The sequence below is a fragment of the Halomonas flagellata genome, assembly GCF_022487945.1.
Taxonomy (GTDB): domain Bacteria; phylum Pseudomonadota; class Gammaproteobacteria; order Pseudomonadales; family Halomonadaceae; genus Halomonas; species Halomonas flagellata.
Map to the genome: position 1 here is coordinate 93,467 of NZ_JAKVPY010000014.1, position 24,889 is coordinate 118,355.

21 protein-coding genes and 1 pseudogene are annotated in these 24,889 nt (G+C 65.9%); 17 read left to right on the plus strand and 5 right to left on the minus strand.

All coding sequences use genetic code 11. The annotated features are described in order from the left end of the window. Positions 1–70: 70 nt before the first annotated feature. The 3 genes and pseudogenes from araD1 to MKP05_RS12930 all read left to right on the plus strand — a co-directional run. Positions 71–1,060, plus strand: a complete 990-nt coding sequence (gene araD1, locus MKP05_RS12920) for an AraD1 family protein (protein WP_240568634.1) — start codon at positions 71–73, stop codon at positions 1,058–1,060. 18 nt (positions 1,061–1,078) lie between these two features. After that, on the plus strand, positions 1,079–2,656 hold the full coding sequence (locus MKP05_RS12925; protein WP_240568635.1) for an aldehyde dehydrogenase (NADP(+)): 1,578 nt from the start codon (positions 1,079–1,081) through the stop codon (positions 2,654–2,656). A gap of 130 nt (positions 2,657–2,786) precedes the next feature. Continuing rightward, a pseudogene (locus tag MKP05_RS12930) lies at positions 2,787–2,987 on the plus strand (fumarylacetoacetate hydrolase); the annotation flags it as partial. Between the two features lie 109 nt (positions 2,988–3,096). Here MKP05_RS12930 and MKP05_RS12935 read toward each other — a convergent pair. Then, on the minus strand, positions 3,097–4,800 hold the full coding sequence (locus MKP05_RS12935) for a DEAD/DEAH box helicase (RefSeq protein ID WP_240568636.1): 1,704 nt from the start codon (positions 4,798–4,800) through the stop codon (positions 3,097–3,099). Between the two features lie 447 nt (positions 4,801–5,247). Here MKP05_RS12935 and MKP05_RS12940 point away from each other — a divergent pair, with 447 nt between their 5' ends. The 4 genes from MKP05_RS12940 to MKP05_RS12955 are packed head-to-tail and all read left to right on the plus strand — an operon-like array spanning position 5,248 to position 6,193. After that, the gene (locus MKP05_RS12940) at positions 5,248–5,697 is read left to right on the plus strand and encodes a YaiI/YqxD family protein (RefSeq protein ID WP_240568637.1); all 450 of its coding nucleotides are present in this window, start codon (positions 5,248–5,250) and stop codon (positions 5,695–5,697) included. A 10-nt stretch (positions 5,698–5,707) separates the two neighbouring features. After that, positions 5,708–5,863 (plus strand): DUF188 domain-containing protein, encoded by a 156-nt coding sequence (locus MKP05_RS12945; protein WP_338072357.1) that lies wholly within the window; start codon positions 5,708–5,710, stop codon positions 5,861–5,863. Positions 5,864–5,914: 51 nt separating this feature from the next. After that, the gene (locus MKP05_RS12950) at positions 5,915–6,028 is read left to right on the plus strand and encodes a DUF188 domain-containing protein (protein ID WP_439108990.1); all 114 of its coding nucleotides are present in this window, start codon (positions 5,915–5,917) and stop codon (positions 6,026–6,028) included. A gap of 51 nt (positions 6,029–6,079) precedes the next feature. After that, positions 6,080–6,193: a DUF188 domain-containing protein gene (locus tag MKP05_RS12955; protein WP_439108990.1), complete on the plus strand. Its 114-nt coding sequence runs from the start codon at positions 6,080–6,082 to the stop codon at positions 6,191–6,193. 309 nt (positions 6,194–6,502) lie between these two features. On the opposite strand, the gene MKP05_RS12960 is transcribed toward MKP05_RS12955, so the two are convergent. Together MKP05_RS12960 and MKP05_RS12965 are read right to left on the minus strand one after the other, a co-directional pair. Next, positions 6,503–7,507 (minus strand): glutathione S-transferase family protein, encoded by a 1,005-nt coding sequence (locus MKP05_RS12960; RefSeq protein WP_240568638.1) that lies wholly within the window; start codon positions 7,505–7,507, stop codon positions 6,503–6,505. An 82-nt stretch (positions 7,508–7,589) separates the two neighbouring features. Next, positions 7,590–8,504 carry a LysR family transcriptional regulator gene (locus MKP05_RS12965; protein WP_110283408.1) on the minus strand — a complete coding sequence of 305 codons (915 nt, stop codon included), beginning with the start codon at positions 8,502–8,504 and terminating at the stop codon, positions 7,590–7,592. Between the two features lie 98 nt (positions 8,505–8,602). Here MKP05_RS12965 and MKP05_RS12970 point away from each other — a divergent pair, with 98 nt between their 5' ends. From MKP05_RS12970 to MKP05_RS12980, 3 genes are all read left to right on the plus strand, one after another. After that, entirely contained in the window at positions 8,603–9,454 is an 852-nt protein-coding gene (locus tag MKP05_RS12970; protein WP_240568639.1) for a pirin family protein, read from the plus strand. Positions 9,455–9,664: 210 nt separating this feature from the next. Then, entirely contained in the window at positions 9,665–11,392 is a 1,728-nt protein-coding gene (locus MKP05_RS12975; RefSeq protein ID WP_240568640.1) for a peptidoglycan DD-metalloendopeptidase family protein, read from the plus strand. Between the two features lie 138 nt (positions 11,393–11,530). Continuing rightward, positions 11,531–13,375, plus strand: coding sequence for an ABC transporter ATP-binding protein (locus tag MKP05_RS12980; RefSeq protein WP_240568655.1), 1,845 nt, complete (start codon positions 11,531–11,533; stop codon positions 13,373–13,375). Between the two features lie 297 nt (positions 13,376–13,672). Here the strand turns inward: MKP05_RS12980 and MKP05_RS12985 are convergent, their stop codons facing one another. Further along, positions 13,673–14,917 (minus strand): ROK family transcriptional regulator, encoded by a 1,245-nt coding sequence (locus MKP05_RS12985; RefSeq protein ID WP_240568641.1) that lies wholly within the window; start codon positions 14,915–14,917, stop codon positions 13,673–13,675. 801 nt (positions 14,918–15,718) lie between these two features. Here MKP05_RS12985 and MKP05_RS12990 point away from each other — a divergent pair. From MKP05_RS12990 to tal, 5 genes are all read left to right on the plus strand, one after another. Next, positions 15,719–16,759 carry a sugar ABC transporter substrate-binding protein gene (locus MKP05_RS12990; protein WP_240568642.1) on the plus strand — a complete coding sequence of 347 codons (1,041 nt, stop codon included), beginning with the start codon at positions 15,719–15,721 and terminating at the stop codon, positions 16,757–16,759. Positions 16,760–16,902: 143 nt separating this feature from the next. Next, on the plus strand, positions 16,903–17,976 hold the full coding sequence (locus MKP05_RS12995; RefSeq protein WP_240568643.1) for an ABC transporter permease: 1,074 nt from the start codon (positions 16,903–16,905) through the stop codon (positions 17,974–17,976). Continuing rightward, positions 17,976–18,764 (plus strand): ATP-binding cassette domain-containing protein, encoded by a 789-nt coding sequence (locus MKP05_RS13000; RefSeq protein WP_240568644.1) that lies wholly within the window; start codon positions 17,976–17,978, stop codon positions 18,762–18,764. Before MKP05_RS12995 ends, MKP05_RS13000 begins: the two co-directional genes overlap by 1 nt. A gap of 3 nt (positions 18,765–18,767) precedes the next feature. Beyond that, positions 18,768–19,424, plus strand: a complete 657-nt coding sequence (locus MKP05_RS13005) for a nucleoside triphosphate hydrolase (RefSeq protein WP_240568645.1) — start codon at positions 18,768–18,770, stop codon at positions 19,422–19,424. An 89-nt stretch (positions 19,425–19,513) separates the two neighbouring features. Then, positions 19,514–20,482 carry a transaldolase gene (tal, locus tag MKP05_RS13010; protein WP_240568646.1) on the plus strand — a complete coding sequence of 323 codons (969 nt, stop codon included), beginning with the start codon at positions 19,514–19,516 and terminating at the stop codon, positions 20,480–20,482. A gap of 26 nt (positions 20,483–20,508) precedes the next feature. On the opposite strand, the gene MKP05_RS13015 is transcribed toward tal, so the two are convergent. Beyond that, positions 20,509–22,137: a L,D-transpeptidase family protein gene (locus MKP05_RS13015; protein WP_240568647.1), complete on the minus strand. Its 1,629-nt coding sequence runs from the start codon at positions 22,135–22,137 to the stop codon at positions 20,509–20,511. A 129-nt stretch (positions 22,138–22,266) separates the two neighbouring features. Here MKP05_RS13015 and MKP05_RS13020 point away from each other — a divergent pair, with 129 nt between their 5' ends. Both MKP05_RS13020 and MKP05_RS13025 read left to right on the plus strand, forming a co-directional pair. Continuing rightward, a complete protein-coding gene (locus MKP05_RS13020) occupies positions 22,267–22,974 on the plus strand; it encodes a murein L,D-transpeptidase catalytic domain family protein (protein WP_240568648.1) in 708 nt (235 codons plus the stop codon). Between the two features lie 282 nt (positions 22,975–23,256). Continuing rightward, positions 23,257–24,609, plus strand: coding sequence for a NarK family nitrate/nitrite MFS transporter (locus MKP05_RS13025; protein WP_240568649.1), 1,353 nt, complete (start codon positions 23,257–23,259; stop codon positions 24,607–24,609). Positions 24,610–24,889 lie beyond the last annotated feature (280 nt).

A 24,889-nucleotide genomic window follows, 5' to 3' on the forward strand; every position in this document is an offset into this window, starting at 1 on the left:
GACACGATCGCCAGGGGTGCTGTCGTTCATGCCGATGACGCCCTTTCAACTACTATGAGGAAATCACGCCATGCGCTTGATTCAATGCGAATATCAGCACCAGGTTCGGGCCGCCCTGGTCGAAAACGAGCAACAGGTCAGGCTGCTCGATGCCGACACCTACACCCTGGCACGGCGCGCTATCGCTGCCGGCACGCCGCTCGGCGACATCGTCGAGTCCTCGGTGACCGAGACTCGACTCGACTACCAGAGACTGATCGACGAACGCCGCCTGCTGCCGCCGCTGACCCATCCCGACCCGGCCCATTGTCTCGTCACCGGCACCGGCCTGACCCACCTGGGCAGCGCCGACACCCGGTCGGCGATGCACGCCAAGGCCCAGGTCAGTGAGGCCGAATTGACCGACTCCATGCGCATGTTCAGGCTGGGGGTGGAAGGCGGCAAGCCTCAGGACGGCAAGCCCGGCGCCCAGCCGGAGTGGTTCTACAAGGGGGATGGCGACTGTATCGTGGCGCCCGAGGCCGAGCTCCCGGTGCCCGCCTTCGCCGAGGACGCCGGCGAGGAGCCGGAGCTGGCCGGCCTCTACGTGATCGGCGACGACGGCACCCCCTGGCGGGTCGGCCACGCCATCGGCAACGAGTTCTCCGACCATGTCACCGAGCGCTTCAACTACCTGTGGCTGGCCCACTCCAAGCTGCGCGCCTGCAGCTTCGGCCCAGAGCTGCTGGTGGGCGAGCTGCCCGCGCACCTGGAGGGGGTGAGCCGCATCGTGCGCGACGGCGCGACGCTGTGGGAGAAGCCCTTCCTCACCGGCGAGGCCAACATGGCCCACAGCCTGGCCAACCTGGAGCACCATCACTTCAAGTATGCCGGCTTCCGACGTCCCGGCGACGTCCACGTGCACTTCTTCGGCACCGCCACCCTGAGCTTCGCCGATGGCATCCGGACCCGCGACCGTGACCGCTTCGAGATCGACCTGCCCGCCTTCGGGCAGCCACTGCGCAATCCGCTACGTTTTGAACCAGCGACACCGGCTAGCGTCGCGATTCCCTCGTTATAACCCAGCAGGAGCACGATCATGACACTGCAAGGCAAGCTACTCATCGGCCAGCGGGCCGTCAGCGGACACTCACCCCCCATCAACGCCATCGACCCCGCCACCGGGGAAGCCCTCGAACCCGCCTACCCCGGCGGTGGCCAGGCCGAGGTCGAGCTGGCCTGCGAGCTCGCCTGGGCGGCCTTCGACGCCTACCGCGAGACCTCGCTCGACGAGCGTGCGGCCTTCCTCGAGACCATCGCGTCCGAGATCGAGGCGATCGGTGACGAGTTGATCGAGCGCGCCATGGCCGAGACCGGCCTGCCCCGGGCGCGCCTCGAGGGCGAGCGCGGCCGCACCTGCGGCCAGCTGCGCCTGTTCGCCGACGTGGTGCGCGCCGGCGAGTGGCTCGACGTGCGCCTCGACCCGGCGCTGCCCGAGCGGGCGCCCCTGCCCAGAGTCGACCTGCGCCAGCGCCACATTGCCCGGGGCCCGGTGGCCGTGTTCGGCGCCAGTAACTTCCCGCTGGCCTTCTCGGTGGCCGGCGGCGATACCGCCTCAAGCCTAGCCGCCGGCTGCCCGGTGGTGGTCAAGGCCCACTCGGCCCACCCCGGCACCTCCGAACTGGTCGGCCGTGCCGTGCAACAGGCCGTGGCCCAGTGCGGCCTGCCCGAGGGCGTCTTCTCGCTGCTGTTCGGCTCGGGCAACGAGATCGGCCAGGCGCTGGTCGCCGACCCGTGCATCCAGGCGGTGGGCTTCACCGGCTCGCGCGCCGGCGGCACCGCACTGATGCAGACGGCCCAGGCCCGCCCCCAGCCGATCCCGGTGTATGCCGAGATGAGCAGCATCAACCCGGTGTTCCTGCTACCCGAGGCGTTGGCCGCCCGCGGAAGTGAGATCGCCGAGGGCTTCGTCGCCTCGCTGACCATGGGCGCCGGGCAGTTCTGCACCAATCCCGGCCTGGTGATCGGCGTCAAGGGCGCGGCGCTGGACGCCTTCGTCGCCAGCGCCGGCGAGGCGATCCAGGGCAGCGCCGCCCAGACCATGCTCACCCCGGGCATCCATGGCGCCTACCAGGACGGCGTGGGCGCCTTGGCCGGGCATCCCAAGGTGCGCGAGGTAGCCCGCGGCCAGGAAGGCGACGGCCCCCACCCGTGCCAGGCTGGGCTGTTCGTCGCCGCGGCGAGCGACTTCCTCGCCGACGCGGCGCTGCAGGGCGAGGTATTCGGCGCCACGGCGCTGGTGCTCGAGTGTGCCGACCTCGACGAGATGGCCGCCGTGGCCGAGCAACTGGAGGGCCAACTCACCGCCACGTTGCAGTTGGACGACGGCGACCTCGACGCCGCCCGGACCCTGCTGCCGACGCTCGAGCGCCGTGCCGGCCGGGTGCTGGCCAACGGCTGGCCCACCGGCGTCGAGGTGTGCCACGCCATGGTCCACGGCGGGCCCTTCCCGGCCACCTCGGACAGCCGCAGCACCTCGGTGGGTAGTGCGGCGATCCAGCGCTTCCTGCGCCCGGTGTGCTACCAGAACCTGCCGGAAGGCCTCTTGCCCGAGGCGCTGAAGGACGGCAACCCGCTGGGCGTGAGCCGACTGGTGGACGGCAAGCGCGAGGCCTGAGGAGATCCGATGTCACACAACACCACATTCATCCTGCCTGAAGACGCCGACCGCGCCCTGCTGGTCGGCCGCGTATGGCGCGACGCTCGGCAACGATGTCAACCTGCATGACATCGAGGGACGCAGCGTCCTGCTGTTCCTGGGGACCATGTTCTCGCCGATACAGGACCGCGACGGCGAGGGCCAGGGCTTCAGCCACCATGTGGGCGATACGGTGACCATCGCCACGCCGTCGCTGGGCGCGCTGGTCAACCGGGTCGACCGCTCGGATCGGCTGCCGCCCTGGACCTTCGGCATCCGCCGGTGGCTGGCCCACCAGCAGCGCCACTGAACCCGACCGCCACGCCACGACGAAAAACGGGCCAGGGGAAGAATTCCCCCGGCCCGTTGCCTGGTGACCTGCCGACCGCCACGGCGTGGCGATCGGCCTACCCGATCCCTCAGCCGCGTGACTGGCGGCGGATCGGCGCCTCACCGTCGTCGCGACGGCGACGCGGGGCACGCTCGGTGACACCGTGGTCCTCGCTGATCTCCAGCGGACGGCCGGCCACCCGGGCACGGGCCATCTTGGCCAGGATGCTCGCCGGCAGCGAGCTGGGCAGCTCGACCACCGAGAAGGCGTTGCGGATATCGATGCGACCGATGCGTGCGCCCTCGATGCCGCCCTCGTTGGCGAGTGCACCGACCAGTTGACCCGGCTTGACGCCATCCTTGTGACCCACGGCGACACGATAGCGGGTCATGCCCTCGCTGGGGCCGCTCTCGCGGCGACGCGGCGGCTTGCCGTCGCGGGCAGCGCGGTCGTTGTCGCGACGCGGCGCCTGCAGGCGACCGATCGGCGCCTCGTCGGCACGAGCCATGGCGGCGAAGGCGCAGGCCAGCTCGATGGGATCGTGCCCCTCCTCGACCAGGCGCTCGACCAGGGCATTCTGTTCCTCGGCGCCCTTGGTCAGGGAGGCGACCACGCGCTGGTGGAAGATCTCGTCGCGATGGGCACGGATGGCGGCCTCGTCGGGCAGCGGCATCTCGCTCAGCTTCTGGCCGGTGGCCTGCTCGAGCCAGCCTACCTTGCGCCCCTCGCGGAAGCCGACGAAGGTGATCGCCACGCCGGTGCGGCCGGCACGGCCGGTACGCCCGATGCGGTGGGTATAGGCCTCGGCGTCCTGGGGCAGGTCGTAGTTGATGACGTGGGTGATGCGCGGTACGTCGAGGCCGCGGGCGGCCACGTCGGTGGCAATCAGCACATCGACCTTGCCACGCTTGAGGCGCGTGATGGTGCGCTCGCGCAGGCTCTGGTCGAGATCACCGGAGAGGCTCGCCACGTTGACGCCACGGGTCGAGAGCTGCTCCATCAGGGTGGTGCAGGCGGCCCGGGTGCGCACGAAGACGATGGCGCCGTCGACGGGCTCGACCTCGAGGATACGCGACAGCGCCTCCAGCTTGGCACCGCCGTCGACACGCACCATGCGCTGGTCGATGCTCGCCGCGGTACCGACCCGGGCCTCGATGGCCACCTTGACCGGGTCGACCAGGTAGCGATTGACGATGCGCTCGATCTCGGACGGCAGGGTGGCGGAGAAGAACACCCGCTGGGCGTCCTTGGGCGTGTCGGCGACCACCCGCTTGACGTCGTCGATGAAGCCCATGCGCAGCATCTCGTCGGCCTCGTCCAGCACCAGGGCGGAGAGACCGTCGAGGTTGAGGCTGCCGCGATCCAGGTGATCGATCACCCGGCCGGGGGTGCCCACCACCACCTGGGCGCCGCGCTTCAGCGCGCCGAGCTGCTCGCGGTACTCCTGGCCACCGCACAGGGTCGCCACTTCCAGGCCCTTGAGGTTCTGGCCGTACTTGCTGAACGACACGGCCACCTGCTGGGCCAGTTCACGGGTCGGCGCCAGCACCAGCACCTGGGGCTCGCGGCGGTCGAGCTCGAGGCGCGACAGGATCGGCAGCGCGAAGGCAGCGGTCTTGCCGGTGCCGGTCTGGGCCTGGCCCAGCATGTCACGGCCTTCCAGCAGCGCCGGAATGGTCTGCATCTGGATCGGCGAAGGGATCTCGTAGCCCAGGGTTTCGACGGCAGAGAGAACGGCAGGCAGCAGGGCCAGATCGCCGAAGCTCGGCGAAGCGACAGAAGTCGAGGTCATCAATCACACCTTGGTAGGCCGGCGATGGCCGGCAAATCACATTGAGGCATCCCCGACGCAAGCAAACGGTCGGGCGCACTGCGCCTGTCGTGGGGCCGTCATGGCCAGAGGGCAGAGCGAGTCACGGTATCGGGGACGCCGGTCGCACCTGGCATCCGGTTCGCGCCTCGAGGGCTGGCGAACCGCTAAGGCGACCTTTCTGCGCCGATGTCGCCAGACTGGCGGCATCTGATTGGCGCTCCATCTTCACATCTCGGACACTGGCGGTAGATGACCGCAGGTCTCGGTGATTCGGCTCGAGCACTCGGCTCAGGCGAATCGTCATGATGGCGGGGTCAGCACATGCGAGGAGCGCGCATGCTACCATCGGCACTCAGCGCTGGCCAGCCTTTTCGAGGATGGCGTTCATCGCGCCCCTTGGCCCCCCTTCCCTGCCAGGAGTTTGCCATGCCGAGTCTCTGGGTCGACGCCGATGCCTGCCCCAGGGTGGCGCGCGAGATCATCGTGCGCGCCGCCGAGCGCACCGCCACGCCGACCTGGTTCGTGGCCAACCATGCCATACCGCTGCCGCCCTCGAAGTGGGTCAGGGCGCTCGCGGTGAGCCATGGCTTCGATGCCGCCGATCACGAGATCGTCGCGCGGCTGGTCGCCGGCGACCTGCTGATCACCTCGGACCTGCCGCTGGCCATGGAGGCCATCGAGAAGGGGGCCGCGGTGATGACCACCCGCGGCGAGATGCTCGACCGGAGCAACATCCGGGCCAGGGTCCAGATGCGGGACTTCATGGAAACCCTGCGCGCCAGCGGCGAGCACACCGGCGGGCCCAAGGGCTATGCCGACACCGACCGTCGCGAGTTCGCCAATGCACTGGATAGGTGGCTGGCGAAGAACGCCTGATCCATGACGCATCTGCACCCTAGGTCCAGATGCGACTGACACAAGACCTGCCATGGAAACCCTGCGCGCCAGCGGCGAGCACACCGACGGGCCCAAGGGCTATGCCGACACCGACCGTCGCGAGTTCGCCAATGCACTGGATAGGTGGCTGGCGAAGAACGCCTGATCCATGACGCATCTGCACCCTGGGTCCAGATGCGACTGACACAAGACCTGCATGGAAACCCTGCGCGCCAGCGGCGAGCATACCGGCGGGCCCAAGGGCTATGCCGACACCGACCGTCGCGAGTTCGCCAATGCACTGGATAGGTGGCTGGCGAAGAACGCCTGATCCATGACGCATCTGCACCCTGGGTCCAGATGCGACTGACACAAGACCTGCATGGAAACCCTGCGCGCCAGCGGCGAGCATACCGGCGGGCCCAAGGGCTATGCCGACACCGACCGTCGCGAGTTCGCCAATGCGCTGGATAGGTGGCTGGCGAAGAACGCCTGATCGAAGAATGCGCTTCGCTCATGCCTGTCCCCGACGCCGCTCACGCTGGCGACACTTCCGTATCCCAACAAGCGTTGCTGGAAAATCAGCTGGTTGATGGTGTAATTGCGGTAGCTTGCCAACGCTGGGAGGCCCTATGGGGTCAGACCCCGGCGGTGCCGAAACCGCTCGTCAAGTGCACGATGACAGACCTGGCAACTTGGCTGGGGTCTGACCCCATAGGGGCAGGTCTCGGCGACTTTTCCGGCGAACGCGCTGCCATCGTCGAGATCTTCGTAGGGATCCTCGGTGCCTTTCGAACCCCGCTGCTCAGCTCTTTTCCCGAATCCCCTTCCCCGGCCATCGCTCGCGGTCGTGGGGCCGGTCGAGGTCGAGCCGCGGCCCCACTGGCACGATGCGCGTCGGGTTGAGTGTGTCGTGGCTGTAGTAGTAGTGGCGCTTGATGTGGTCCAGGTTCACCGTCTCCTTGATGCCCGGCCACTGATAGAGCTCGCGCAGGTAGTTCGACAGGTTCGGGTAGTCCTCGATGCGCCTCAGGTTGCACTTGAAGTGACCGTGGTAGACCGCATCGAAGCGGATCAGGGTGGTGAACAGCCGGATGTCGGCCTCGGTCAGCCACTCGCCGGCCAGGTAACGGCTCTCGGCCAGTCGCGACTCCATCCGGTCCAGCGCCTCGAACAGCGCCACCACATGCTTCTCGTAGACGGCCTGCTCGGTGGCGAAGCCCGACTTGTAGACGCCGTTGTTGATGTGGTCGTAGACATCGGCGTTGACCGCATCGATGGTCCGGCGCAGGTCCTGCGGGTAGAAATCGAGCCGATTGCCGGTCAAGCCGTCGAAGGCGTCGTTGAAGATCCGCAGCAGATCCGCGGACTCGTTGTTGACGATGCGGCCTTCGCGCCTGTCCCACAGTGCCGGCACCGTGACCCGCCCGGTGTAGTGCGGGTCGGTCAGGGTGTAGAGCTGGCGATGGTAGTCGACGCCGTTGACCGGGTCGCCACTGGAGCCCTCGCTCGTTTCATAGGTCCAGCCCTGGTCGAGCATCAGCGGGCTGACGTGGGAGACGCCGACCAGGTCGTCCAGCCCCTTGAGGCGGCGCAGGATCAGGGTGCGGTGGGCCCAGGGGCAGGCCAGGGAGACATAGAGATGATAGCGCCCGGCCTCGGCGGGCAGCCCCGGCTGGCCATCCGGCCCCGGGCCGCCATCGGCGGTGATCCAGTCGCGCAGCTGGGCGGATTCGCGCACGAACTCGCCGCCGTGCTTGCGGGTGTCGTACCACTGGTCATGCCAGACGCCGTCGATCAACAGGCCCATGATGTCCTCTCGTCAGTAACAGGGATTTACACCAGAGCCTAAAGCGATTCCATCGAATCTCAAGCGCATCCTTTGCGACAGTTCATTCGACCATATCGAATGGTTCGACCTCCGAGCAGATCGCCACCCCCTGCTGGAGGGCATTGGCCATGGCGTGGGTCGCCGGTCCCGCCCTGTCCCGGTCGCGATGGATGAGCTGAACGGGTATCTCACGGATACCACCGGCGGTGAGTGGCAACGGCTTCAGCCGGCCTTCGTTCAGGGCGCCGAGGATGCGCGTCTCCGGCACCCAGGCGAAGCCCAAGCCGCGCTCGAGCATGTCGATGGAGGAGTGCAGATGGCTCAGGGTCCAGCGCTGCTCGGCCTTCAGCCAGCCGGAATCCATCGACTGCCGCAGCGCCGAGTCACGCACCACCAGTTGCCGATACTGGACCAGGTCGCGCAGGTCGAGCGGGCGCGCCAGCCGGTGCAGCGCGTGGTCCGGATGCGCCACGGCGATGAAACGTACCGTGACCAGCGGCTCGCCCAGGAAACCCTGGGCGGCGATCCCCGAGACCACCAGGTCGGCGCTGCCGTCATAGAGCATCTCGATCCCCCCGTTGAGCACCGTCTCGTGCAGTTGTACCCGCACATGGGGGAATTCCTGCGAGAAGGTCTCCAGGGCACGGGCCAGGGCATCGGGCGGGAAGACCTGGTCGACGGCCAGCACCACCTCGGCCTCAAGCCCCTCCGCCAGGCGCACCGCCACGTCTTCCAGCGAGGCGGCGCTCTCGATCAGCTGGCGCGCACGGCGCAGCAGCATCTCGCCTGCCTCGGTCAGACGCACTTGCCGTCCCACCGGCTCGAGCACCCGCACGCCGAGCTGCTCCTCCAGCTTGTGCACCGCATGATTGAGGGTCGAGGGACTCTTGTGGATGGCCTCGGCGGCCCGGGCGAAGCCGCCATGGTCGACCACCGCGGCCAGCATCTGCCATTGGGTCAGGGTGACTCGTGACATTTCGATTTCCTCGAAAACTCAAAGCGAAACATTGCGCTTAATTTTCGAAAAATCCGACCTAAAATGCCAGTCAAACCTTGCAAGAACGGAGAAATCCCATGGCCTCCACCAGTACACTGCGTCGGGTCGAGCAGCAGCAGCGCAGCCACCCCAGCCAGGACGGCGACGGGGTCAGGATCCAGCGGATCCATGACTTCGGCGGCGGGCTGGACCCCTACCTGATGCTCGACGAACTGGGCTCGGATCGCCCCGACGACTACATCGGTGGCTTCCCGCCCCATCCCCATCGCGGCATCCAGACCCTGACCTACGTGATCCACGGCGGACTGACCCACGAGGATCACCTGGGTCACTCGAGCACCATTCGCGCCGGCGATGCCCAGTGGATGCACACCGGACGTGGCATCATCCACTCGGAGATGCCTCTCACCGACAGCCAGGGCCTGCACGCTTTCCAGCTGTGGCTGAACCTGCCGGCCCGGGACAAGCTGAGCCCGGCCACCTACCGGGACGTGCGCTCGGCCGAGATGCCCCGCCTCGCCGGCCAGGGTGCCGAGCTGATCGCCCTCGGCGGGCGCTGGCAGAGCACCGGCGGCGAGCGGGTCGAAGGCCCACTCGATGCCCTGGCCGGCGACGGGGGCGTGGCCCATGTGCGCCTGGAATCGGGCGGCGACCTGACACTCGAGGCGGATGCCCCCACCCTGCTGGTCTACGTCTTCGACGGCAGCCTGAACGTCGGCGAGACCGTCGTGCCCCGCGGCCAGCTGGCCCGGCTGGGCGGCGGCGACCGGCTGTCGCTGGGCAGCACCGAAGGCGGCCAGGCCCTGTTGCTGGCCGGCCATCCACACCGGGAACCGATCGCCCATTACGGGCCTTTCGTGATGAACGAGCATGCCGAGCTGGGACAGGCCCTGCGCGACTATCGCGATGGCACCCTGACCGGCCCCTGAGGCAATCCGATCGAGGTAGGGGTTGATTTTCCCCGCGTCATCGGCTCCAATGAAGAATTAGTAAACAGTGTTCGCATTGCACAAGCCGATCCCTCCCAACCGTGGATCGGCCCTCTACTGTATGCACATACAGACTAGGCACGCCATACATCATGGGTTATGGTTCTGATGCCTATTTTTATTCTATTCATTATTCATTGGCCTCTACCCATGTTGCGAATCCTCCATTCGCTGCCCCGCACACACAAGCTGTTACTGTTACCCGTTGCCACCATGGTCACAGTGCTGGGCGCACAGAAAATCGTCACCTCCTTCCAGGATGTCCAGCGTGAAAACCAGCCGCTCGACACCGTCCTCGTCCCCCTCGATCCCGACACTCAACCCGGCCTTCCCTCGCTGAGCTTCGACCGCAGCCCAGTGGCCGGCGCTATCGAGATGGCATCGCTGGCCCTCGATGCCACCCGCGAGCATGTGCCGCTATCGCGTCTCACCGCCTCTGAAGTCGTCGAGGTCGATTTCGTCACCGCCGCCGAGAGCACCGAGAATCAGCGGGTGCCACTGGCGCTGGCCAGCGTCGAACACGAGGCCCCGGAGCCGGCCGATAACGCCCCGGTCCCCGGCCCGATGCTCGATGATGGTGCGCTGCACATGGCGGTCGTGATCGGCACCCTCTCCAGCGGCATGCTCGATCATGACGGGACCCTGGTCGCCGATGCCACCTCCTATGAAGAGGTCTCCGAAGAGGAACTGATCCTGTTCGGCGATGGCCCGGTTTTCCTCGAGGAAGAGATCGCCGCCAGCGAGCCCTACGTGCCCGAATGGGAGACCTATACGGTACAGCAGGGCGACACCTTTGCGGTCATGGCCCAGGACCACCTGGGGCTGGGCTACAGCGAAGTGCTGGGCCTGCTCGAGGCGCTACCCGACCAGAACGTGCTGACCCGCTGGCGGGCCGGCAACAGCTTCGAGTATCAGCTCGACGAGGAAGGCAAGTTGCTGACCCTGCGGGTGATGCGCAATGCCCGCAACGGCTTCTTCATCGAGCGCGGGGAAGATGGTTTCGAGGTCGCCACCATCGAACGCGCCGGGGAAGCCACCCAGCGTCTGTTCGCCGGCACCGTCAGCGGCAGCTTCGCCCGATCGGCCCAGGCGACCGGCCTCTCCAGCTCGGAGGTCAGCCAGCTCTCCCGCCTGCTGGAGAAGAAACTGGACTTTCGCCGCGACACCCGTCGCGGCGATCGTTTTCAGGTGCTGGTCGAGTCCGATATCGTCGACGGCCAGAGCCTCGACTCCCGCGTGCTGGCGGTGCAGTACGATGGGGCCCGCATGGACCTGACCGTGGTGCGCAACAGCACCGACAGCAATTTCTACACCCCGGAAGGCGAGAGCCTCGACCCGGCCTTCAACCGCTACCCCTTCGAGGGCAGCTACCGCCTCAGCTCCAACTTCAATCCGCGGCGCAAGCACCCGGTCACCGGACGCATCAGCCCGCACCGCGGCACCGACTTCGCCATGCCCATCGGCACGCCGGTCCAGGCGCCGGCAGACGGCCAGGTGGAGAAGGTGGGCAACCACCCGCTGGCCGGCCGCTACGTGGTGGTACGCCACGACAACGGCTACCGCACCCGCTACCTGCACCTGTCACGCCCCTTGGTCAGCCGCGGCGACCGGGTCAGCATGGGCGAGCGCATCGCGCTTTCCGGCAACACCGGCCGCAGTACCGGGCCGCACCTGCACTACGAGGTGATCGTCAACAACAACCAGGTCGATGCCATGAAGGTCGACCTGCCTGAGAACCAGAGCCTGTCCGGCGATGCCCTGCTGGCCTTCCAGCGCGATGCCGAGCCCCTGCTGGCCGCCCTGCAGAGCGGCGAGACCGGCACCGTGGTCGCCCGCGCGCAACAGCCCGAAGCGAGCGACGACGACGACGAGGGCTGAGCCCCCGCCATCCGAGCCCCACCCAGCGCCCCGCCCACGAGCGGGGTGCTGTCCTTCCGGGGGATGACACATCCCCTCGCCGGCCAGGTAGACTGAACGGGTTGCACGGACCGGAGTCCCCGCTTGTCCTCGCCCCATATGCGCCGCGCCGTCCCCGCCCCACCCACCAACGGCAACCGCCTGAGCGCCTTCTTCGGTGTCTTCCGCTACAGCCACCGGGCGCTCGCGCTGGTATGGCAGACCTCCCGCTCGCTGACCCTGGGGCTCGCGCTCTGCACCCTGGTCGCCGGGGTGCTGCCGGCGGTGGCGGCCTGGCTCGGCCAGCTGATCGTCGATGCCGTGGTGGCCGCCATGGCCCAGCATGGTGAGACGGGCAGCGTCGCGTGGTGGCCGGTGCTGCGCTACGTGCTGGCCGAGGCAGGGGTGATTGCCGCCATCGCCCTGGCCCAGCGCGGGCTCTCGGCCCAGCAGTCGCTGCTGCGAGCCCTGCTCGGCCAGAAGGTCAACGTGATGATCCTGGAGAAGGCCGGCACCCTCACGCTCGCCCAGTTCGAGGACTCGGAGTTCTACGACAAGCTGACCCGGGCCCGCCGCGAGGCCTCGATCCGTCCGCTGGGGCTGGTCAACAAGACCTTCTCGCTAGCGCAGAACGCCATCTCCCTGGTCAGCTTCGGCGTGCTGCTGGTGCAGTTCTCGCCCTGGGCGATCCTGATCCTGGTGATTGGGGCCCTGCCGGTGTTCGTCTCCGAGGCCAAGTTCTCCGGCGATGCCTTCCGGCTGTTCCGCTGGCGCTCGCCCCAGACCCGCATGCAGATGTACCTGGAGACGGTGCTGGCCCGGGAGGACAGTATCAAGGAGGTCAAGCTGTTCGGCCTCGAGCCGCTGCTGCTCGACCGTTACCGCAGGATCTTCGACACCCTCTACGGCGAGGATCGCCGCCTGACGCTGCGCCGCGAGACCTGGGGCTTCCTGCTCGGCCTGCTGGGTACCCTGGCCTTCTACGGCGCCTATGCCTGGGTGGTGGTGGAGACCGTGACCGGCCAGCTGACACTCGGCGAGATGACCATGTACCTGATGGTCTTCAAGCAGGGCCAGGCGGCGCTCTCGGCGAGCCTCACCTCGATCAGCGGCATGTACGAGGACAACCTCTATCTCTCCAATCTCTACGAGTACCTGGAGCAACCGGTGGACGCCGAGACCGGCACCCGCACCGCCGGCGCCCGACCCGGAGACGGCATCCGCTTCGAGAACGTGAGCTTCACCTACCCCGGCGCCGAGACACCGGCGCTGTCGGGCATCTCGCTGCACCTCAGGCCCGGCGGCAGCCTGGCCCTGGTCGGCGCCAACGGCTCCGGCAAGACCACCCTGATCAAGCTGCTCACCCGGCTCTACGCGCCGAGCGAGGGGCGCATCCTGCTCGACGGCAGCGACCTGCGCGACTGGGACGTGCAGGCACTGCGCCGGCGCACCGGGGTGATCTTCCAGGACTTCGTCCGCTACCAGCTCAAGGTCGGTGAGAACCTGGGCGCCGGCGACGTGACCGCCTTCGCCGACGAGGCGCGCTGGCAGGAGGCTGCCCGGCGCGGCCTGGCCGACGACTTCATTGCCGACATGCCCGGGGGCTACCACACCCAGCTCGGGCGCTGGTTCAAGGGCGGCCAGGAGCTCTCCGGTGGCCAGTGGCAGAAGATCGCCCTGTCGCGGGCCTACATGCGCGAGAGCGCCGACATCCTGGTACTCGACGAGCCCACCGCGGCCATGGACGCCGCCGCCGAGGCCGCGGTGTTCACCGACTTCCGCGAACACCGGCACGACAAGATGACCATCCTGATCTCCCACCGCTTCTCCACGGTGCGCGCCGCCGACCAGATCCTGGTGGTCGAGGGCGGCAGGATCCTCGAGCGGGGCGACCACGACAGCCTGATGGCGGCCGATGGTCGCTATGCACGGCTGTTCCGGCTGCAGGCCAAGGGCTATCGGTGACGCCTATAGCACCAGCGGCCGATCCAGCGCCTGCAGCTCACGGAGCAGCCAGCGGGCTGCGCTCCAGGTTGACCCGGGATCTGGGAGATGCGCTCGCCCACCGGTACGTTCAGGCCGCCACCACCACTTCTAGCCCGCCTATGTTCGCAAGGCGCTCGCGCAGCAACGGCACAGCGCCATGGAGGGCGAGCGCTTCCACGGCCTGATCACGCGCATCGCCCCCTCCACGACCTGCGTTTGCGCATCGACTGAACGGGAGACTGAGTCGCTCCCGGTTTCGTTGATGCCGTTCAGTCCTTAAAGACTGGGTCTGGGATTTGAAGGGTTCTGTCGCAGAAGCGTGTTCTGGTCGATCATGTATTCCGTCGAAATCTGGTAGGCGGCCGCACCGAGCGCCCGTGCGATGCTGCCGAAGTGGCCCGGCCTGATGTCGGGTCGAATCACGCCCTGCATGTCCAGCCGATCGAGCTGCCTTTCCACTTCGCCGACAAGACGATTCCGGATCGCGGGTGGAAAGGCACCGTCTATTACCACGGCCTGAAAGTCGATGACCGCAAGGGCGGAAATGATGGCATGGGCCAGGCTGCGACCAGCTCGGCTCATCCAGGTGTGCACAAGCGGTTCCACCGCGTCCCAATCGTTGTGCTCGAAGTCGATCTTCGGCAACGGGTCACCGCCCTTATCGGCGATCATACGTTCGAGGACGACAAGAGAGGCATGATCGACGAGACGGTCGCCCCCGGGCTCGTCTGGCACACGCAACGGCCCGAAGCCTCCTGAATTTCCGCGGCGTCCGGGAAAGACGCTCCCGTTTAAGACGACGCCACCACCGATAAAAGTACCCACGAAGAAATAGACAAAATCCTGTGCCGCATTAGGAGGCCCGAACACCAGCTCGGCCCGGCAGGCGGCGGTGCCATCGTTTTCCACTGTGATCGGCCAGGGCACGACCTGCTTTAGTTCCGCCACCAGCTCGAAATTCCGCCACGAATCCATCTCGCTCTGCGGGGCGCCGAAATCCGCGGTCCAACTCCACAGCTCGAAAGGCATCGCGACATTCATCGCGACGATGTCGCCCCCCCCTTTCCCTGCCGACTTCAGAAGCGGGGGCAGCTCCTCCTTCACGAAGCGGAGCATGGCAGCGGGCGTTGGATACGAATGTGGCTCGGTGCGTCGAGCGAGAATTCCGCCAACGAAGTTCACCACGACCAGGTCGAATGTCCGTCGACCAATCTTGAGTCCCACGTAATGCCGCGCATCCGGATTCAGCATCATGGGTACTGAAGGCTGCCCGATACGTCCACGGATCGGATTACCTCGGAGAAGCAACCCCTCGGCCTCGAGCGCGCGGAAGATGACGGATACCGCATTCGGAGACAGTCCCGTCATCCTTGTGGCCTCTGCCTTTGTGACTCTTCCGTGGTTGCGCACGAGGTGCAGGATCAAGCGTTCGTTGACCCCCCTCACCGTCGTCAGATTTGAACCCTTCAGCGGATGCTCACTCAGCAGCTCTTCCTTATCATTGCCACCCATCTTCATCATGAACCTTGGATATATGGAATAATGGCAGTACTTGTGCCACGAGGTAGAGGCAGGGACCCGCGCCGTTACCTTCCCTGCTTTAACGGGCACAATAACAAGCAGCGAACAGGATGGCGACAGTTGAACCAGCTCCAAGGATACCAGCTTGACGCCCGCGGTATGTAGGCCCGGGCCTGGGACGAAATACCCGAGCGCACGGTATCCACAACCGTCCCCTCAGCCGCGAGGTCCACCACGATACCTTGCAGCAGAGCGATGAATCCGAGCGAACCGCCCTGCCTCCTTTTCGTTTCGGGTGTCAGGCATGCAGATCGTGGCTGGTTTTCTCTTGTAGAATCATGACGTTCCGGCAAGATCCCGCTCCCGGAGAAGAGGCCCGTCCGTCATGGGTGACACCGCACCCTCGCCCCGCTCCCCGCCGCAACGGCGTGGTGCGTCTCGAGCCCAGCGGTGGCCACATCGCCGGCAATCGGGCGCGGTCTTCGGGGAGGGGGGAGGGAGGGCGATAGCCATATGGCCTGGCAACACGATACCCGACAGGCCAGACGTTACACTTTGGTCTTAGAGATCGCCGCTGCCATTGACAAGCGTTACTCACCGCACCTTAAATAGTCGATACACCATTTGAGGTGTAAGGGGAAATTGCAAGGCAACGAAACGCGTCGATGGGATATTCCTCGACGTGGAGGAGTGGCATATGCCTCAGTCTTGCAATTCCCATTTTCCTTTTCATACTAATTACTTCATAATGAAGTATTAAATAGTCTCAGAGATAGCCCTTACTCGAACCGGAGGATAACAATGACTATAACCAAGCCCAGCATCGCCGGACTCATCGCCGCCATTGCGCTAGCGGGTGCCGCACTGCCAGGTGCCGCCATGGCAGAGGAAAACAGGACCAGCGCCTGTCTGATCACCAAGACCGACACCAATCCTTTCTTCGTCAAGATGAGGGAAGGCGCCGTCGCCAAGGCCGAAGAGCTCGGTATCGAGCTCAAGTCTTTCGCCGGCAGGATCGACGGCGATCACAAAACCCAGGTTCAGGCCATCGAGACCTGCATCGCCGACGGTGCCGAAGGCATCCTGCTCACTGCCTCGGACACCTCCGCGATCGTGTCAGCCGTACAACAGGCCCGCGACGCGGGCGTCCTCGTGATCGCGCTTGACACGCCACTCGATCCGGCAGAGGCGGCCGACGCAACCTTTGCCACGGATAACTTCAGGGCTGGCGAGTTGATCGGCGCCTGGGCGGCCGGCCAGCTCGGAGACGATGCGGAAAGCGCACGCATCGGCCTCCTGAACATCAATGTCAGCCAGCCTTCTGTCGGCGTGCTGCGCAATCAGGGTTTTCTTCAAGGCTTCGGCATCGATCTCGGCGACCCGAACAAGTGGGGCGACGAGACCGATCCGCGCATCGTTGGCCAGGACATTTCGGAGGGAAACGAGGAAGGCGGACGTGAGGGGATGGAAAACCTGCTCATCGAAGATCCGATGATCAACGTGGTCTACACGATCAACGAGCCGGCCGCCGCCGGGGCGTATCAGGCGCTGAAGGCGATCGGACGCGAGAACGATGTGCTGATCGTGTCGGTCGACGGCAGCTGCTCTGGTGTGGCCAATGTCAGGGACGGCGTTATCGGCGCCACCGCTCAGCAGTATCCATTGCTCATGGCGTCGCTCGGCATCGAGGCGATCAAGGAGTGGGCCGATGAGGGTGTCAAGCCGGAGCCAACACCGGGCAAGGATTTCTTCGACACCGGCGTTTCGCTGGTGACCGATCAGCCTGTTGAAGACATCGACTCACTCTCGGTTACCGAGGGTATGGAGCGTTGCTGGGGCTGATCATCTGTCCGTAAAGCGACGGGGGCGGCGGCGACGCCTCCCCTTCCACTCCCCAGGGACTGTTGACGCGATTGCACGTCAACGGTCGGACGTCTCCCTGTCCATACCAAGACGATATTCGCATTATATCCCGAGAGGACCCCATGGCTAAAACCGACTTGAAACGGCAAGATGGCGAATCCGCTCTTGCCGGTGCCAGTGAGAGCGTTGCCGAATTCGAGGATCATCGATCCGGCTTCGTCCCAAGGCTGCAGCACGCGTTGCACATGAACCCCTCGATCGTGCCCTTGATTGTGCTCATGCTCTCGATACTCCTCTTCGGTGCCTTACTTGGCTCCAAGTTCTTCTCGCCCTTCGCGCTTACGTTGATCCTGCAGCAGGTTCAGATCGTGGGGATCGTCGCCGCCGCCCAGAGCCTTATCATCTTGACGGCGGGCATCGATCTCTCGGTGGGTGCGATCATGGTGATTTCCTCTGTAGTGATGGGACAGTTCACCTTCCGCTACGGTATCCCCGTCCCTATCAGCATCCTGTCCGGCCTTCTTTGCGGCATGTTTTTCGGATTTATTAACGGCCTGCTCGTGTCCAGGGTCAAGCTTCCGCCCTTCATCGTCACGCTCGGCATGTGGCAGATCGTGCTCGCCGCGAACTTCCTCTACTCGGCCAATGAAACGATACGGGCCCAGGACATCGAGGCCCATGCTCCGCTCCTGCAGCTATTCGGCGCGAAATTCAACATCGGCGGCGCGGTCTTTACCGTGGGTGTCGTCTTCATGGTGGCATTGGTGCTGGTGCTCGCCTATGCGCTTCGCCACACCGCCTGGGGCCGTCATGTCTATGCAGTGGGCGACGACAAGGCAGCCGCCGAGCTCTCCGGCGTTAAAACGAACCGGGTGCTCATTTCGGTCTACATGCTTTCCGGGCTCATCTGCGCTTTCGCCGGCTGGGCGCTGATTGGGCGAATCGGCTCCGTCTCGCCGACCGCGGGCCAGCTCACCAACATCGAATCCATTACCGCCGTGGTGATCGGTGGGATCTCGCTCTTCGGCGGTCGCGGATCGGTCCTCGGCGCCCTGTTTGGCGCGCTCATCGTCGGCGTCTTCACCCTCGGGCTGCGACTCCTCGGGGCCGATGCCCAGTGGACCTACCTCCTTATCGGCGTGCTTATCATCGGCGCGGTCGCCGTCGACCAGTGGATCAGAAAGGTGTCAGTCTAATGCAAGCGCAAACTCCCATCCTAGAAGCCAAGAACCTCGTGAAGCGCTACGGCCGCGTCACCGCCCTGGACCATTGCGACTTCGAGCTCTATCCGGGTGAGATCCTTGCGGTGATCGGCGACAACGGCGCGGGCAAGTCGACCCTTATCAAGGCGATATCCGGCGCGGTGATCCCCGACGAGGGCCAGGTTTATATGGACGGCAACCAGATTCACTTTGCCTCGCCACTGGATGCGCGCGAACAGGGAATCGAAACCGTCTATCAGCAGCTCGCGATGTCGCCCGCCTTGTCGATCGTAGACAACATGTTCATGGGCCGCGAGCTGTTAAAACCCGGCATTATGGGGAAGTTTTTACGACAGCTGGACCGTCCCGCGATGGAGAAGTTCGCCCGCGAGAAGCTCAATGAGCTGGGACTCATGACGATTCAGAATATCCAACAGGCCGTGGAGACACTCTCTGGCGGCCAGCGGCAGGGGGTGGCCGTGGCCCGGGCCGCCGCGTTCGGCTCCAAGGTCATCATCCTCGACGAGCCGACGGCAGCGCTCGGCGTCAAGGAGAGCCGCCGGGTGCTGGAGCTCATTCTCGAAGTGAAGTCACGCGGTATCCCGATCGTCCTCATCAGCCACAACATGCCGCATGTCTTCGAGGTGGCTGACCGTATTCATATCCATCGGCTAGGTAAGCGACTGTGCGTGATCCGGCCCGACGACTACACGATGAACGACGCGGTTTCCTTCATGACAGGTGCCAAGGAGCCCCCCCAACAACTGGCACAGGCGGTCTGAGCGATGGTGCGAACGATTTCCGAGAGCGACGCTGTCCTGGACCTGCTTATCCAGGCGAGACGGCCCGGCAAACGGACCGTGATCGGCATTGCCGGGCCGCCCGGTTCGGGCAAGTCGACGCTCGCTGAAGAGGTGGTCGAGCGACTGAACGCGCCACTTGGGAGCGGATCCCGAGCGGTGCTCCTGCCGATGGACGGCTTTCATCTCGATAACGAGGTGCTTGCCGCACGAGGACTGCTGGCGCGCAAGGGGGCGCCGGAGACCTTCGAAGCGGCCGGGTTGGTGCGACTGGTTCGCCGCGTCAGGGACGGCGGGGCCAACATTCGCTACCCGCTATTCGATCGAACACTCGACCGATGCCTGACGGACGCGGGCCTTCTGAAAGCGGAGACCCCGATCGTCGTGGTCGAGGGTAACTATCTGCTGCTCGATGCTCCGCCGTGGGACGGGCTGGCCGGGCTATTCGACGCCACCGTGTTCCTGGCACCGTCGATCGAGACGCTCGAGGAGCGGCTCATCGAGCGCTGGCTGAGCTTCGGGTTTTCCCCCGAGGAAGCTGCGGAAAAGGCACGCGGGAACGACCTCAAGAACGCCCGCCTCGTCCTCGAACATAGTCGCGCCGCCGACCTCCTGCTTACGCAGGAGACAGAGGCCACTTGATTGACGGCTGCAACCCAGGGCTACATGCCGGCCTGGTCGAACCGCCGCGACGCCGATCTCGAACGTAATAGGTTATTAGAGGAACAACCATGCCCAACCTGCTCGAACAACTACGACAATACAGCACCGTGGTGGCCGATACCGGCGACCTCGACACCATCCGCCGCTTCGCACCCCAGGATGCCACCACCAACCCCTCGCTGATCCTCAAGGCGGTGCAGTCCGGCCAATACGATGCGCTGCTCGAGGAGATCCTGCACGCCGCCCGGGACCATGATGGGACCCTGGATGAGGCGATCGACGAGGCCTGCGACCGGCTGGTCGTGGCGATGGGCGGCCTGATCCTCGACCAGGTGCCCGGCCGGGTCTCCACCGAGGTCAATGCCCGGCTGTCGTTCGACACCGACGGCAGCCTCGCCAAGGCGCGTCGGCTGGTGGCACTGTACGAGGAGGCCGGCATCGGGCGTGAGCGCATCCTGATCAAGCTGGCCGCGACCTGGGAGGGGATCCGCGCCGCCGAGGTGCTGGAGCGCGAGGGCATCGCCTGCAACCTGACGCTGATCTTCAGCTTTGCCCAGGCCCGCGCCTGTGCCGAAGCCGGCGCCTTCCTGATCTCGCCGTTCGTCGGCCGGATCCTGGACTGGTACCGCAAGGCTCATCCGGAACAGGACTATGTGCCGGCCGAGGAGCCCGGGGTGCAATCGGTGCAGGCCATCTACCATTACTTCCGTCGGCTGCAGTATCCGACCGTGGTGATGGGGGCGAGCTTTCGCAATAGCGGCGAGATCCTGGCACTGGCCGGCTGCGACCGCCTGACCATCAGCTCGGCACTGCTCGAAGAGCTGGCCAGCAGTGAGGGGACGGTCAGGCCAGTGCTGAGCGACACGGGGGAGCGCGACACGCGCCCGGTGCCCCTGACCGAAGCGGAGTTCCGCTGGCAGCTGAACGGGGATGCGATGGCGACCGAGAAGCTCGCCGAAGGCATTCGCGGCTTCGACGCCGATCAGCTCAAGCTCGAGGCGCTACTCCGTGAACGCCTCGCCGGAGGTGAGGCATGAATGCGCCCGAAACGAGTCCGACGCGCCTATAGCACCAGCGGCCGATCCAGCGCCTGCAGCAGGGCCTCGTCGCGCTGGTAGATATCGGGGCGGAAGGCCAGCTCGCCGTCTGCGCCGGCATGCACCGTCCAGTAGTGCAGGATCAGCGGGACAGGCTCCGCCAGTGGCACGTTGCGGGTCTGGCCGGCGTCGATCAGCGCTTCGATGTCACGGCCGCTGTCGGTGTCGTCGAACAGCAGTTGGGCGAACTCCAGCACGCCCTGGACCCGGATGCAGCCGGAGCTGAAGGCGCGTTGCTCGCGGGCGAACAGCCCCTGGGCGGGGGTGTCGTGGAGATAGACCAGGTGGTCGTTGGGGAAGCGGATCGCCACCCGCCCCAGGGCATTCTGTGGCCCCGCCGCCTGGCGCAGCATGATATTGCCGGGCCGCTCCCAGTCGACCTCCCAGGGGTCGAGGGGCTCACCCGAGGGGCTCAGCACCTGGATCCTTTCCCGCCACAGGTAGCCGAGATCCTGGCGTATCGCCGGCAGCACGTCCTCGCGCAGGATGGTGGGCGGAATCGTCCAGGTCGGGTTGACGGTAAAGTGGGTGATCTCCGAGCGCAGCGAGGGAGTGCGCCGGTAGGGCCGTCCCACCACGATGCGCGAGCGCCAGATCTCGCCGTCGGGGCGGAAGTAGCTGATCTGGTAGCCGGCGATGTCCACCAGCACGAAGGCGTCGGGCAGGCCGTGCAGCAACCAGCGGGCCCGCTCGAGATTGAGGCGAATCTGGTCGATGCGCTCGTCCACCGGTACGTTGAGGGCCGCCCGGGTCCGCGCCCCGACGATGCCGTCCGCCTCGAGCAGGTGGCGCCGCTGGAAGCGCCGCACCGCCGCTGCCAGCCCCTCGTCATAGCGGCGCGGATCCGGGGCAGCCCGCTCGGCACCGGGGAAAGCGGCCGTGGCCGCGGCCATCACCTCCAGTTCGCCGATCACCGCCAGACGCTCGCGCAGCATCACCACGTCGTCGTCGAGGTCACCCGGGCGCAGCGCCCGCTCCCGGGCCGGCAACCTCGGCCAGCCACCGAGCCGCTCGATGTTGCGATAGCGGGCCAGGCCGGTTCGTAACCGCTCGTAGGGCGCATAGGCGGGGCGCACCTCGGCGAAGGCCTGCTCGAAGCGCTGGGCATCCACCGCCCGGGAGAGCGCTGCCATGTCCAGCGCCGGGGCGACGATCGGGATTTCCCAGTCGGGGTCGATGTCACGAGGATCCAGCTTGCCGCGCTGCAGATGCCGCAGCGCGGTCAGCAGTACCCGGCTGGCATGCAGGTCGAAGCGCGCCTGCCGCTCCAGATCACCCTCCTCCCCATGGGCCTGGCGATACCCCGCCACCAGGGCATCCGGCCGGTAATCACCGGGTGTCAGTCCATCGCCGCCCAGGGTATGCAATGCTGCGGCGAAGGCGGCCACCGTCCGGGAGTCCTCCCAGGCCGGGCGCTGTCCACGCACCGCATAGAAGGCCTGCAGCTCATCGCCCGCTTCGGCCAGCCGCGCGGTGATGGCAGCGGCGAGCGGTGACGTCGCCGCTTCCTCCTCCTGCCCCACGGCCGGGCCCGCCAGCATGAGCAGCGTCAGCAGCACGGGAACCAGGAAGGTCCTGCATGTGCGAGCGTTCATCGTCCCTACCTCCTGCGTTGATGGAGGCGCCTGGTCATCCCGATCCTCATGATCATAATAGTGCCAGACCGGGGGGCTCAGGGAAGCAGCCCCCCATCCTTGTGCCAGAACGACCGCCACGGGTATCCCATGACGCGACTCCTGCTTCCCCTGATGACCGGCTCGCTGCTGGTCAGCCTGCCCGCCGCCGCCGACTTCCTCGCCCAGGCGCTGCACCCCGACCAGTTCCGTGCCCCGCCCCTGGAGCACACCCTGACCCGGCTGGCACCCAAGGCCGACCCCCGAGTACTGCAACTGGCCGCCAGCGCCCTGGACTGCGCCGCCCCGGACGCCGGTCGCCTGGCGGTGATCGACTACTCCCTGCCCTCCACCGAGCCGCGTCTCTGGGTATTCGACCTCGACCGGGGCGAACTGATGTTCGAGGAACGGGTCGCCCATGGCCAGGGCTCCGGCGATGCCGAGGCCACGCTGTTCTCCAACACCCCGGAGAGCCACCAGTCGAGCCTGGGACTGTTCCGCACCATGAACAGCTACTACGGTCGCAACGGCTACTCGTTGCGGCTGGAAGGCTTGGAACCGGGCATCAATGACCTGGCCTACCAGCGCGCCATCGTGATTCACGGTGCCGACTACGTCAGCGAGGCCTTCATCCAGCAGACGGGCCGGCTGGGGCGTAGCCACGGCTGCCCGGCGGTGCGCCAGGACGTGACCTACCCGCTGATCGACAGCCTCAAGGAGGATCACTACCTGTTCGCCTACTACCCCGACCCGGAGTGGCTGGCGAGCTCCGCCTTCTTCAGCTGCGAGACTGACGAGAGCCGACTGACCATGCGCTGAACCACCTGGCCGGCAGGCACCAAGGCGGGGCATCACGGCGCCGCATGCTCCCTATTGCAGCGCAGCAGATCTTGCCCGCCTCCCCACATCGATCGCCGCTTCTCGCATAACCAACTGAAAAACCGGCAACACGAGGAAACTGGCAAACACCTTGCTTTGGACAGACCAGATAATGGTAGGCGTGGACCAGGCTCCCCCAGGAGTACGAGTGCGTCGAACCTGACCTTCAACGATGAAGGACACGTTCCCGGATTCGCCACCTTCCAACGCGAGGCCTGACCCATGGAAATTCTCGACAAGGCCAACAGGATTCGCCTGTTGAACTTCAGTTCCCCCCAGATGCGCGCCTTCCACTTCTCGTGGTTCGCCTTCCATATCTGCTTCTTCGGCTGGTTCGGCATTGCACCGCTGATGGCGGTGGTCCGCGAGGACCTCGCCCTCACCCAGACCCAGATCGGCAATACCATCATCGCCTCGGTGGCCATCACCGTGATCGTGCGGCTGCTGATCGGTGTGCTCTGCGACCGTATCGGTCCGCGCAAGGCCTACACCGGCCTGCTGATCCTCGGCTCGATCCCCGTCATGGGCATCGGCTTCGCCAACAGCTTCGAGACCTTCCTGCTGGCGCGCCTGGCCATCGGCGCCATCGGCGCCTCCTTCGTCATCACCCAGTACCACACCACCATGATGTTCGCCCCCAATGTGGTCGGCACCGCCAACGCCACCAGCGCCGGTTGGGGCAACCTGGGGGGCGGCACCACCCAGATCCTGATGCCGCTGATCTTCTCCGGCCTGCTGATGCTCGGCGTCAACGAGGCACTGGGCTGGCGGCTGGCCATGGTGGTGCCGGGCGTGGTGCTGTTCCTCACCGGTATCGCCTACTACTACTTCACCCAGGATGCCCCCAACGGCAACTTCGAGGAGCTGCGCGCCCGGGGCGAGCTTCCCCAGGCGAGCGGCGACAGCGGTGCCGGCCAAACCTTCCTGGCCGCCGCCAAGGATATCCGCGTCTGGGCACTGTTCGTGGTCTACGCCGCCTGCTTCGGCGTAGAGCTGACCATCAACAACATCGCCGCCATCTACTTCTTCGACCACTTCGACCTGACACTGGCCACCGCCGGGATGATCGCCGGTCTGTTCGGGTTGATGAACATCTTCGCCCGCACCATGGGCGGCGTCTTCTCCGATCTCTTCGCCCGGAACGGCGGCCTCAAGGGACGGGTGCGCTGGCTGTTCATCGCCCTGGTATGCGAGGGCATCGCCCTGATCGGCTTCTCCCAGATGCATGTGCTGTCATACGCCATCGGCATCATGCTGGTGTTCAGCCTCTTCGTGCAGATGGCCGAAGGCGCCACCTTCGGCGTGGTGCCCTTCATCAACAAGAAGGCCCTGGGCGCCGTGGCCGGCATCGTCGGCGCCGGTGGCAATGTCGGCGCCGTGGCCGCCGCCTTCCTGTTCCGCTCGGAGGCGCTCACCTACCAGCAGGGGCTCTTCTACCTCGGCCTGGTCGTGCTGGTGCTGGCCTCATGCGCCCTGCTGGTGCGCTTCTCCGAGGCCACCGAGGCCGAGGAGGCCATCGCCTACCAGGACGCCGTGGGCGAGGATACCGGTGCCGGCGCCCTGTCGCTGCGCTGAACCGCCCCTTCGATCCACTGCCTATGCCGCCGCCCTCCGGGGCGGCGGCAGTCGTCGGCCAAGAACTGGCACGTGGCTTGCTTATACAGGCAGGAGTGTCCCGCCTTTCCAGGGCCCCGGAAGAGGTCAACAACCCATGAACCCAGCCGAACGTGTAGCGCGTCAATCTGGATGAGAAGCCAGCGACAATCTGGATGAGAACCGGGGTGTCGCGGCCCCTTCTCTTTCACCCTTCCTTGCCTGGTGCACAAGGGGTGTCATTCGAGTCCGTGTCGCTGGG